Consider the following 11,741-nt stretch of genomic DNA (forward strand, 5'->3'; position numbering starts at 1 on the left):
CAGGACCCTTCCGGCTCTCTCCGGGAGATCCGCAAGGCCGGCGCCGCACGCACCTCTTCCATGCTGTCCTCCCGCTTTTTTCGTTGTCGTGGCTTATGACATGGCGGTGCCGGCCGCGGCAGGCCGTCTGGCGCAGATCACGGTGCCGGCCGGGACATGTTGACAATCCCGCTCGCCGCGTCAAGTTCGGCACAGGCCGCCGCGACAGCCAGAGACCAAGAACCGTGCAGCGCGGCCCAAGGGAGAACGCAATGGCGATTGCGGAGCAGCACACCCCACCGGCGCAAGCGTCGAGCGACAAGGCGTCCGCCGGGAAGACCTGGCACGGCATCGTCCTGCAGACGCTGAAGCGGAACGAGGTCAGCCTCGTGCCTTACGTGCCGGACCGCGTGCTGACGCCGCTGATCAGGAACCTGCACGCCGATCCCTTCTTCACCACCTTTGCCACCGCGCGCGAGGAGGAGGCCGTCGGCATCGTCTCGGGCGCCTGGATGGGCGGACGGCGCGGCGCGGTGCTGATGCAGACCTCGGGCTTCGCCACGCTCGCCAACGTTCTCGCTTCGCTCGCCGTGCCCTACCAGATCCCGCTCATCATGTTCGTCTCCGAGCGCGGCACGCTCGGCGAGTTCAACTACGGCCAGTCGCTGGTCTGCCGCACCATGCGCCCCGTGCTGGACTCGCTGGCGCTCGAGCACCACACCATCACCCGGCTCGACGAGCTCGAATTCATCGTCGACCGCTCGATCAAGCAGGCCGTGACCACCCAGGCGCCGGTCGCGCTGATCCTCAATCCGCTGCTGACGGGCGGCAAGGTGTTCGACAAGTGAGGCCGGCCATGGACACGCGCAACACCAAAGTGATGAACCGGTTCGATATCACCTCGCGCCTGGTCGCGAAGCTCAAGAACGAGGAAGCCGTGGTCGGCGGCATCGGCAACACCAATTTCGACCTCTGGGCCGCCGGCCACCGCCCGCAGAATTTCTACATGCTGGGCAGCATGGGCCTGGCCTTTCCGATCGCGCTCGGGGTGGCGCTGGCGCAGCCCGACCGCCATGTCTTTGCCCTAGAAGGCGACGGCTCGCTCTTGATGCAGCTCGGCGCGCTCTCGACCATCGCGGCCTTGAGGCCGAAGAACCTCACCATGATCGTGATGGACAACGGCATCTACCAGATCACCGGCGCGCAGCCGACGCCGGCCGCTGGTATCGCCGACATCGTCACGATCGCCGCCGGTTCAGGGCTCGCCAACAGCACCTGGGCCGCGGACGAGGAGGATTTCGAGCGGCTGGTCGAGGAGGCAATGTCCGCCTCGGAGCCGAGCCTGATCGCGGTCCGCATCGACGACAAGCCGGGCGTCGGCACCACCCGCCGCGATCCCGTGCAGATCAGGGAACGCTTCATGCACGGCCTCGGCGTACGCGAGCCACTTTAACGTTTCGTCATTAACTACACGGCGATCTGATCCCGGCGCCGTAACGGTCCGCAGCAAATCCGTGCTAAGCGGTGCGGATGTCCTTTCTATTGCGTTCCTTTGCCTGGCTGCTCGCAGCCGCCGTCACCTTCGCCACCCTTGGACCGCCCGGCCTGCGGCCGCATTCCGATCTCGGCCAGGATGGCGAACATGCCCTCGCCTTCATCCTGATCGGGCTGGCCTTCGGCCTCGCCTACAGCCGGCGGCGCCTCGCAATCGCGGCTTTCTCCGTGGTCCTGATCGGCCTGCTCGAGCTGATGCAGTTCTGGGCACCGGGACGGCATGCGCGGCTGGAGGATTTTTTGGTCGATGCGCTGACGGCCTGCCTCGGCTTTGCGCTCGCGGCGGCAGCCGACTGGACCATCGCCCGCTTTGGCGCAAGGACCGTGGCAAGCGAAAGCCCCGCGGAGTGATGCTCCGCAGGGCTCATTATCTTCGCCTGCTCACGAGACTGGCGACCATGACCACGTAAGACGTCACGCCGCGGCGATTTCGTGGCCTGCCATGAGTTCCAGAGCTCGCACCATCGCCGAATGATCCCAGGCCTTGCCGCCGTGCGCGGTACAGGCCGAGAACAACTGCTGCGCCACCGCCGTGCTCGGCAGCGACAGCCCGAGTGAGCGAGCGCCTTCGAGCGCGAGGTTGAGATCCTTCTGGTGCAGCTCGATGCGGAAGCCCGGATCGAAGTTGCGCTTCACCATGCGCTCGCCATGCACTTCGAGAATCCGCGACGAGGCAAAGCCGCCCATCAGCGCCTGCCGCACCAGAGCAGGATCAGCACCGGCTTTGGATGCGAACAGCAGCGCTTCGCTCACCGCCTCGATCGTCAGCGCCACGATGATCTGGTTGGCCACCTTCGTGGTCTGGCCGTCGCCGTTGGCACCGACGCGAGTGACGTTCTTGCCCATCCTGTCGAAGACCGGCTTCATGGTGTTGAAGGCACGCTCGGGCCCGCCGACCATGATGGTGAGGCTCGCCGCCTTGGCGCCGACCTCGCCGCCGGAGACCGGCGCATCGAGATAATCCGCACCGAGCGCCTCGATCTTCTTCGCGAACTCTTTTGTGGCCAGCGGCGAGATCGAGCTCATGTCGACGACGATCTTGCCCTTGGAGATGCCGCTCGCGACGCCGTCCTTGCCGAACAGCACGGCTTCGACATGCGGCGTGTCTGGCACCATGATGATGACGGCGTCGGCTTCCTCCGCGACTTCCTTCGCCGATTTGCAGGCGACGCCGCCGGCCGCGATCAGCTCTGGCGAGATCGGCCCGACGTCGTGCAGGAAGAGACGATGACCCGCAGTGAGGAGATGGTTGGCCATCGGCCGTCCCATGGTGCCAAGTCCGATGAAGCCGATATCGATCATGTCTGTCATTCCTCAGGTCTCGAAGGTCTGCGCCGCATGCCACGACAGGCCTTCCAGCGTCGTGGTACGCGGCTTGTATTCGCATCCGATCCAGCCGCGATAACCGATTGCGTCGAGGTGGCGGAACAGGAAGGGATAATTGATCTCGCCCGTGCCGGGCTCGTGGCGGCCGGGATTGTCGGCGAGCTGGATGTGGGCGATGCGGTCGAGATATTCCTGCATGGTGCGGGCGAGATCGCCCTCCATGATCTGCATGTGATAGATGTCGTACTGGATGAAGAGATTGTTCGACCGCACCTCGGAGATGAGCTGCACCGCCTGCTCGGTGCCGCTCAGGAAGAAGCCGGGAATGTCGAGCGTATTGATCGGCTCGACCAGGAGCTTGATGTTCTCCCGCGCCAGCGTCGAGGCCGCAAAGCGCAAATTGCCGACCAGCGTCTCGTTGAGTTCGCGCGGATCGGCATCAACGGGCGCGATGCCGACGAGGCAGTTGAGCTGGTCGCAATCGAGCGCCTTGGCATAATCGATGGCGCGGAACACGCCGTCGCGGAATTCGCTGACGCGATCGGGCAGGATCGCAATGCCGCGCTCGCCCGCTGCCCAGTTTCCGGCCGGCAGGTTGTGCAGCACCTGCGTGAGCCCATGGCTCTCGAGCTGCTCGCGCAGCAGCGCTTTGTCAAAATCATAGGGAAAGAGATATTCGACCCCGCTGAAGCCTGCCGCCTTCGCCGCCGCAAAGCGGTCGACAAACGGCATCTCGTTGAAGAGCATGGTGAGGTTGGCGGCGAATCTCGGCACGATGCTGTCCTCCCTATTCCGCCGGCTCGAGTGCGCCGGGCCGCGTGCTCTTGACCTCGTCGAGCGGCAGATCCAGCACCTCCTCGAACTCGACGATGTTGTCGATCTCCATCCCCATCGCGATGTTGGTGACGCGTTCGAGGATGAACTCGACCACGACGGGCACGCGATGCTTCGCCATCAGCTCGCGCGCGGTCGCGAACGCAGCCTGCGCGTCCTTCGGATCGGTGACGCGGATCGCCTTGCAGCCGAGGCCTTCGGCCACCGCGACGTGATCGACTCCGTAGACGCCGATCTCGGGCGCGTTGATGTTCTCGAAGGAGAGCTGGACGTGATAGTCCATGTCGAAACCGCGCTGGGCCTGGCGGATCAGGCCGAGATAGGAATTATTCACGACGACGTGGATGTAGGGCAGATTGAACTGCGCACCGACCGCCAGTTCCTCGATCAGGAACTGGAAGTCGTAGTCGCCCGACAGCGCGACGACGTCGCGGTCAGGACACGCCGCGCGCACGCCGAGCGCAGCCGGCAGCGTCCAGCCGAGCGGACCCGCCTGCCCTGCATTGATCCAGTTGCGCGGCTTGTAGACGCCCAGGAACTGCGCGCCGGCGATCTGCGACAGGCCGATCACGGTGACATAGCAGGTGTCGCGGCCGAAAGCCTTGTTCATCTCCTCATAGACGCGCTGCGGCTTGATCGGCACGTTGTCGAAATGGCTCTTGCGCAGCATCGAACGCTTGCGGTCGCGGCAGGCCGCGGGCCACGCCTGGCGCTCGCGCAACCTGCCTGACCGGCGCCACTCCCTGGCGACGGTGACGAACAGTTCGAGCGCGGCCTTCGCGTCCGAGACGATGCCGAGATCGGGATTGAACACGCGCCCGATCTGGGTCGGCTCGATGTCGACGTGCACGAAGGTGCGGCCCTTGGTGTAGGTCTCGATCGAGCCGGTGTGGCGGTTGGCCCAGCGGTTGCCGATGCCGAGCACGAAATCGGACTCGAGCATGGTGGCGTTGCCATAGCGGTGGCTGGTCTGCAGGCCGACCATGCCGGCCATGAGCACGTGATCGTCGGGAATTGCGCCCCACCCCATCAGCGTCGGCACCACTGGCACGTTGAGGGTCTCTGCAAATTCGACCAGGAGATCCGAGGCATCGGCGTTGATGACACCGCCGCCCGCCACGATCAGCGGCCGCTCGGCGGCATTGAGCATCTCCAGCGCCTTCTCGACCTGCTTGCGCGTCGCGGCGGGTTTGTAGACCGGCAGCGGCTCGTAGGTCTCGTCGTCGAATTCGATCTCTGCGAGCTGGACGTCGAGCGGCAAGTCAATCAGCACCGGACCCGGCCGGCCCGAGCGCATCACATGCAAGGCCTGGCTGAACACGCGCGGAACCAGCGCCGGCTCGCGCACGGTGACCGCCCATTTGGTCACGGGCTTTGCGATCTGTTCGATGTCGACGGCCTGGAAATCCTCCTTGTAGAGCCGCGCGCGCGGCGCCTGGCCGGTGATGCAGAGGATCGGAATGGAATCGGCGATCGCCGAATAGAGCCCGGTGATCATGTCGGTGCCGGCCGGCCCCGACGTGCCGATGCAGACGCCGATATTGCCGGCCTTGGCGCGCGTATAGCCTTCCGCCATGTGCGAGGCGCCTTCGACGTGGCGTGCCAGGATGTGGCGGATCGAGCCGCGCTTCTTCAGCGCCGAGTAAAGCGGATTGATCGCAGCTCCCGGAACGCCGAAGGCGGTCGAGATGCCTTCCTTCTCCAGAATTCGCACGGCTGCATCGACGGCTCGCATCTTCGCCATATCGGACCTCGCTCGGTTGCGTCAGCGAGCGGGATCATCGAATGCGCAGGCGCTGATCTCAACGAGATCGGTTTTATTTCCCACGGAGTGGAAGGGTCGCGAGAAAGTCATCAAAAATCAGGCGGTTGGCGACGCGCCCGCATGGAAACAGACGAGCATCGAGATCGCGAGATCTATTCAGACCCGCTTCGTCCCCGGCATCACACCACCCAGCGCCGCCGTGAGCTCCGCGGCCGTCTCGCGCACGACGCAACCGATCTCCGGCAAACGCTCGTCCGTGATGCGGCTCGTCATGCCGGAGACGGAGATCGCGGCCAGCGGTTCGGCGCGATCATCATAGACCACGGCGGCGACGCAGCGCAGGCCCATCTGCGCTTCCTCGTCGTCGATGGCGTAGCCTTGCTCGCGGATTCGCGCGAGCTCGCGGAACAGATCGCTCGGCCGCACGATCGACTTCTCGGTCAGCCTCGGCATGCCGTGATGGCGGATGATGGCGCCGACATCCTCGTCGGAATAGGTCGCGAGCACCGCCTTGCCCACGCCGGAGGTGACCATCGCGACGCGGCCACCGACCTTGGTAAGCGATCGCATGATCTCGCGGCTCTCCATGCGGGTCAGCACGATGATGAACTCGTCGTCGACCACGGCGAGGTTTGCGGTTTCGCGGGTGAGATCGCGCAGCTTGCGCAAATATGGGACCGCCTGGGCCGAAAAATTGCGCCGCCGCGCGAAGCTCGCGCCCACCGTGAAGCTGCGCACGCCGACATGCCATTTCGACTGGGTGCGGTCGAACTGCACGAAGCGGCGGCTTTCCAGCGTCGCCAGCAGGCGGTGCACGGTCGAGGTCGACAACCCGGTACGGACGGCGAGATCGCTGAGGCGATAGCCCTCGTCGTCCTCGGCCAGCGTCTCCAGGATCGACAGCGCGCGGTCGACCGACTGCACGCCGCCGTCGCGCGCCTCAGAGTCGGCCTCCGCCGGCGATCGAGGTTCGAGCGATTTGCGCCGGATCACGTTCTTGCTCATCGCGACCTGCATTCGTCAATCAGACAAAGCGCGAGCTGCCTCCTCTCCCTCGCCCCGTTCTTACGGGGAGAGGGTCGGGGTGAGGGGCTGCTTCCGCGATCACGGTAAGAGATGGACTCGCGGAGAGTCCCCCTCACCCGAATTCGAGCTCCGCTCGATTCGACCTCTCCCCGCAAGCGGCGCGAGGCAAGCAAACGTCCTCAGATGAAAATGCCGCTTCGGAAGACTTCCGAAGCGGCACTTCCTCGTCTCAGAGCAGCCCTGCCCCGCGCGCCCACTTGTACTTGGCGCCCAAGACCTCGACCGGCAGTTCGGTCGAATAGGCATAGGCCGGGATGCCGTTCTGGTAGAGATATTCGGCGGCTTCCTCGACCTCGACGTCGCCGGCGAGCGAGGCGACCATGGGCTTCACGAAGCCCTTGGCCTCCATTTCCTTCTTCACCTCGACCATGTTGCGGGCGAACACCATCGGCGGGGTGACGATGGTGTGCCAGTATCCGAGGATCAGCGCGTGGATGCGATCATCGGACAGGCCGAGCTTCACCGTGTTGACGTAGGTGATCGGCGGCTCGCCGCCGGTGATATCCACAGGATTTCCGGCAGCGCCGAACGGCGGGATGAACTTGCGGAAGGCAGCATCCAGATCCGGCGGCATCGACATCAGCGACAGGCCGTTGTCGACGCAGGAGTCCGACAGCAGCACGCCCGAGCCGCCAGCGCCAGTGATGATCAGCACGTTCTCGCCCTTGGGCGTCGGCAGTACCGGCACGCCGCGGGCGAATTCGAGCAGTTGCCGCAGGCTGCGGGCGCGGATCACGCCCGACTGCTTGAACACGTCCTCGTAGATCCGGTCGTTGCCGGCAAGCGCGCCGGTGTGCGAGGACGCGGCCTTCGCGCCGGCCGAGGTGCGGCCCGCCTTGAGCACGACAACCGGCTTCTTCTTGGAGACGCGTTTTGCCGCTTCCGCGAAGGCGCGGCCATCCTTGAGGTCCTCGCAGTGCTGCGCGATCAGATTGGTGTTCGGATCCTGCTCGAAGAAGGCGAGCAGATCGTCCTCGTCGATATCCGACTTGTTGCCGAGGCCGACGATCGCGGAGACGCCCATCTTCGCCGAGCGCGAGAAGCCGATGATGGCCATGCCGATGCCGCCCGACTGCGAGGACAGCGCCGCGTGGCCCTTCACGTCGTAGGCCGTGCAGAAGGTCGCGCAGAGATTCGCCGGCGTATAGTAGAAGCCGTAGATGTTCGGCCCCATCAGGCGAATGTCGTACTTCTTGCCGACCTCGACGATCTCGGCCTGCAATTCCGGCGCACCGGCTTCAGCAAAGCCCGAGGGAATCAGAACCGCGCCCGGAATCTTCTTCTCACCGCACTCGGTCAGCGCGCCGGCGACGAACTTCGCGGGGATTGCGAACACCGCAACGTCGATGACGCCCGGCACGTCCTTGACGCTCTTGTAGGCCTTGTAGCCGAGGATTTCGGGGGCCTTAGGATGGATCGGAATGATCTCGCCCTTGTAGCCACCGTTGATGAGGTTCTTCATCACGGAGTTGCCGATCTTGCCGTCTTCGGCCGAGGCGCCGATCACGGCGACGGCCTTCGGCTGCATGATGCGGTTCATGGCGGCGACGATCTCTTCGGTCGGGCGCGGCTTCGGTTTGGGCTTGTAGGCGAAATCGACGACGATGCGGACGTCGGCGGCGGTCGCATCCTTCGGGGTCGCGAACACCGGGTTGAGGTCGAGCTCGACGATTTCCGGGAAGTCCGAAACGAGCTGCGAGACCTTGACGATGACGTCGGCCAGCGCCGTGCGGTTCACCGGCTCGCCGCCGCGCACGCCCTTGAGGATCTCATGCGCCTGGATGCCGTCGAGCATCGACAGCGCGTCTTCCTTGGTCGCGGGCGCAAGGCGGAAGGTGATATCCTTCAGTACCTCGACCAGCACGCCGCCGAGGCCGAAGGCGACCAGCTTGCCGAACGAGCCGTCGGTGATCGAGCCGATGATCACTTCGGTGCCGCCGGCCAGCATCTGCTGCACCTGGATGCCCTCGATCTTGGCGTCGGCCTTGTACTTCTTGGCGTTGGAGAGAATGGTCTCGTAGGCCTTCTCGGCGTCCTGCGCCGTCTTCACGCCGACAATGACGCCGCCGGCTTCGGTCTTGTGGAGAATGTCGGGCGAGACGATCTTCATCACGACCGGGAAGCCCATCGAGGAGGCGATCTTACCGGCCTCCCCGGCCGACTTCGCGACCCCCTCCTTCGGCACCGGAATGCCGTAGGCGTCGCAGACCAGCTTACCCTCCGGCGCCGTCAGGCTGGTGCGCTTGTCCGCCTTGACCTGGTCAAGCACCTTGCGGACGGCATCTTTGGAATTGGACATATGATTCTCCCTTGACCTCAGTTCTTGCTTTGCAAAGCGCGCGCGTATTGCGGCCGCCAGTGATGCTTGCCATTCGCCGCGCTCTGCTCCATGCCGCGGAACGGAGTGGCGTAAGGCCAAGACTACTCCGCCGGCTTGGATCAAAAATGGCTGGCGATGGCATTTGGTATGCCAGAAGCCAACTTGTCAAGCCGCCGCATGGCTTAGAACGCCGCAAAAAATAGGCAGCTTGACATTCTGGCATGTGGTATGCCAAAAACTTTCCGGTAAATAATCCTGTAAAAGACGACTCCCCTAGAGGAGGAGAATCGTCATGTCCCTGCGGAAACCAACCAAGGCGTTGCCGAACATGGCCGAGGCAGACATCGCAATCGTTCGTATTGCCCCGGAGAGCAGCTTCAAGAACAAGGCGTATGACGCCTTGAAGGAAGCGATCCTCAAGATGGACATCTACTCGACGCCCGAGCCGGTGATGCTGGACGAGCGCGCGCTGTCCGAACGCCTGGGTGTCAGCCGCACGCCGATCCGCGAAGCGATTGCCATGCTCGAGCAGGACGGTTTCGTGAAGACGGTTCCGCGCCGCGGCATCATGGTGGTGCGCAGGACCAAGAGCGAGATCGTCGACATGATCCGCGCCTGGGCCGCGCTGGAGAGCATGGCGGCCCGCCTGATCACCACCACCGCGCGCAAGAAGGACATCTCGGCGCTGCGCGACTTCTTCAAGGATTTCGGCAAGGACCGCCTGCCCGAGGATCACGTCGAGGAATATTCCAAGGCGAACATCGCCTTCCATCAGGCGTTGATCTCGCTGTCGGAATCGCCGGTGCTGGTCGATCTCACCAACGATCTCTTGCTGCACGTGCGCGGCTATCGGCAACTGACCATCGGGCGGAAGGACCGCACCGCGACCTCGCTGCCCGAGCATCTCGGCATCATCGAAGCGCTGGAAGCGCGCGACACCGAGCTCGCCGAGAAGCGCGCCCGCGATCACACCCTTGGCCTTGCGGCTTACGTCGAAGCCCACGGCCAGGAACTATTCACGTAGCTCTTGAGCTAGCAACGTTCACCAGAAGGGCGAACCATTCGCCCCCAAAGCCAAAAACGGCACCTTGAGACCAGGGAGACAAGGCCCATGCTGAATACCGCGACCAAGTCCGAAGCACCGGGCACCGAGCAGGAACTGACGGATGGCTTCCATCTCGTCATCGACGCGCTCAAGCTGAACGGCATCAACACCATCTATAATGTGCCGGGCATCCCGATCACGGATTTGGGCCGCATGGCGCAGGCCGCCGGCATCCGCGTGATCTCGTTCCGCCACGAGCAGAACGCCGGTTACGCGGCGAGCATCGCCGGCTTCCTCACCAAGAAGCCCGGCGTCTGCCTCACCGTCTCCGCGCCCGGCTTCCTCAACGGTCTCACCGCGCTCGCCCACGCCACCACCAACTGCTACCCGATGATCCTGATCTCGGGCTCCTCCGAGCGCGAGATCGTCGACCTGCAGCAGGGCGACTATGAGGAGATGGACCAGCTCGCGATCGCAAAGCCCCTGTGCAAGGCGGCCTATCGCGTGCTGCACGCCCAGGACATCGGCATCGGTCTTGCCCGCGCCATCCGCGCCGCGGTCTCGGGCCGTCCCGGCGGTGTCTATCTCGACCTTCCGGCAAAGCTGTTCGGCCAGGTGATGAACGCCGATGCCGGCCAGAAATCGCTGGTCAAGGTGATCGACGCAGCTCCCGCGCAGATCCCCTCGCCTGCTTCGGTCAAGCGCGCACTCGACGTGCTCAAGGGCGCCAAGCGCCCGCTCATCATCCTCGGCAAGGGCGCGGCCTACGCGCAGGCCGACGAGGAGATCAAGACCTTCGTCGAGAAGAGCGGCGTGCCCTTCCTGCCGATGAGCATGGCCAAGGGTCTGCTGCCCGACACGCATCCGCAGTGCGCCGGTGCGGCCCGCTCGACGGTGCTCAAGGAATCCGACGTGGTGCTGCTGATCGGCGCGCGGCTCAACTGGCTGCTCTCGCATGGCAAGGGCAAGAGCTGGGGCGAAGCGCCGAAGAAGTTCATCCAGGTCGACATCGAGCCGAAGGAGATGGACTCCAACGTCGAGATCGTCGCGCCCGCCGTCGGCGACATCGGCTCCGTCGTCGCAGCGTTCAACCAGGCGATGGGTTCGAGCTGGACCGCACCGCCGGCCGAATGGACCAAGGCTGTTTCGACCAAGCGCGAAGAGAACGTCGCCAAGATGGCGCCGAAGCTCATGAACAACAAGTCGCCGATGGATTATCACGGTGCGCTCGGCGTGCTGAAGAACGTGATCAAGGAGTATCCCGAGGCGATCCTGGTCAACGAGGGCGCCAACACGCTCGACCTCGCCCGCGGCGTCATCGACATGTACAAGCCGCGCAAGCGTCTCGATGTCGGTACCTGGGGCGTGATGGGCATCGGCATGGGCCAGGCGATCGCCGCTGCGCTCGAGACCGGCAACCCCGTGCTGGCCGTGGAAGGCGACAGCGCCTTCGGCTTCTCCGGCATGGAGGTCGAGACCATCTGCCGCTACAACCTGCCGATCTGCGTCGTCATCTTCAACAATGACGGCATCTATCGCGGCACCGACGTCAACAGCGCCAACTCCGATCCCGCGACCACCGTGTTCGTCAAGGGCGCGCGCTACGACAAGATGATGGAAGCCTTCGGCGGCGTCGGCGTGAACGCCACCTCGCCGGACGAATTGAAGCGTGCCGTGAACGAGGCGATGAAGTCGGGCAAGCCAACGCTGATCAACGCAGTGATCGATCCGGCCGCAGGCTCGGAAAGCGGCCGCATCGGCAACCTCAATCCGCAGAGCGTCCTGCAGAAGAAGAAGTGAACACTCATCGGGTCATTCCCCGCGCAGGCGGG

General features: G+C 64.4%; 10 protein-coding genes. 5 read left to right on the forward strand and 5 right to left on the reverse strand.

What is annotated here, in order from left to right:
* Window positions 1–251 precede the first annotated feature (251 nt).
* The 3 genes from MTX21_RS11335 to MTX21_RS11345 all read left to right on the forward strand — a co-directional run bounded on the left by MTX21_RS11335 (window position 252) and on the right by MTX21_RS11345 (window position 1,884).
* A complete protein-coding gene (locus MTX21_RS11335; RefSeq protein WP_280964889.1) occupies window positions 252–827 on the forward strand; it encodes a thiamine pyrophosphate-binding protein in 576 nt (191 codons plus the stop codon).
* An 8-nt stretch (window positions 828–835) separates the two neighbouring features.
* A complete protein-coding gene (locus MTX21_RS11340) occupies window positions 836–1,432 on the forward strand; it encodes a thiamine pyrophosphate-dependent enzyme (RefSeq protein WP_280964890.1) in 597 nt (198 codons plus the stop codon).
* Between the two features lie 77 nt (window positions 1,433–1,509).
* Entirely contained in the window at window positions 1,510–1,884 is a 375-nt protein-coding gene (locus tag MTX21_RS11345; RefSeq protein ID WP_280964891.1) for a VanZ family protein, read from the forward strand.
* Between the two features lie 63 nt (window positions 1,885–1,947).
* On the opposite strand, the gene MTX21_RS11350 is transcribed toward MTX21_RS11345, so the two are convergent.
* The 5 genes from MTX21_RS11350 to MTX21_RS11370 all read right to left on the reverse strand — a co-directional run bounded on the left by MTX21_RS11350 (window position 1,948) and on the right by MTX21_RS11370 (window position 8,843).
* Complete coding sequence (locus MTX21_RS11350; RefSeq protein WP_280971024.1) at window positions 1,948–2,835, reverse strand: 2-hydroxy-3-oxopropionate reductase; 888 nt, start codon at window positions 2,833–2,835, stop codon at window positions 1,948–1,950.
* A gap of 12 nt (window positions 2,836–2,847) precedes the next feature.
* Window positions 2,848–3,633 (reverse strand): hydroxypyruvate isomerase, encoded by a 786-nt coding sequence (gene hyi / locus MTX21_RS11355; protein ID WP_280964892.1) that lies wholly within the window; start codon window positions 3,631–3,633, stop codon window positions 2,848–2,850.
* 13 nt (window positions 3,634–3,646) lie between these two features.
* Entirely contained in the window at window positions 3,647–5,437 is a 1,791-nt protein-coding gene (gene gcl, locus MTX21_RS11360) for a glyoxylate carboligase (RefSeq protein WP_280964893.1), read from the reverse strand.
* 177 nt (window positions 5,438–5,614) lie between these two features.
* Entirely contained in the window at window positions 5,615–6,463 is an 849-nt protein-coding gene (locus MTX21_RS11365) for an IclR family transcriptional regulator C-terminal domain-containing protein (RefSeq protein ID WP_280964894.1), read from the reverse strand.
* Window positions 6,464–6,713: 250 nt separating this feature from the next.
* Window positions 6,714–8,843 (reverse strand): acetate--CoA ligase family protein, encoded by a 2,130-nt coding sequence (locus MTX21_RS11370; RefSeq protein WP_280964896.1) that lies wholly within the window; start codon window positions 8,841–8,843, stop codon window positions 6,714–6,716.
* A 313-nt stretch (window positions 8,844–9,156) separates the two neighbouring features.
* Between MTX21_RS11370 and MTX21_RS11375 the strand changes: the two genes are divergently transcribed.
* Together MTX21_RS11375 and oxc are read left to right on the forward strand one after the other, a co-directional pair.
* A complete protein-coding gene (locus MTX21_RS11375; RefSeq protein ID WP_280964897.1) occupies window positions 9,157–9,888 on the forward strand; it encodes a GntR family transcriptional regulator in 732 nt (243 codons plus the stop codon).
* 87 nt (window positions 9,889–9,975) lie between these two features.
* Window positions 9,976–11,709, forward strand: a complete 1,734-nt coding sequence (gene oxc / locus MTX21_RS11380; RefSeq protein WP_280964898.1) for an oxalyl-CoA decarboxylase — start codon at window positions 9,976–9,978, stop codon at window positions 11,707–11,709.
* Window positions 11,710–11,741: the final 32 nt, after the last annotated feature.

Source organism: Bradyrhizobium sp. ISRA430 (genome assembly GCF_029909975.1).
Classification (GTDB): Bacteria; Pseudomonadota; Alphaproteobacteria; order Rhizobiales; family Xanthobacteraceae; genus Bradyrhizobium.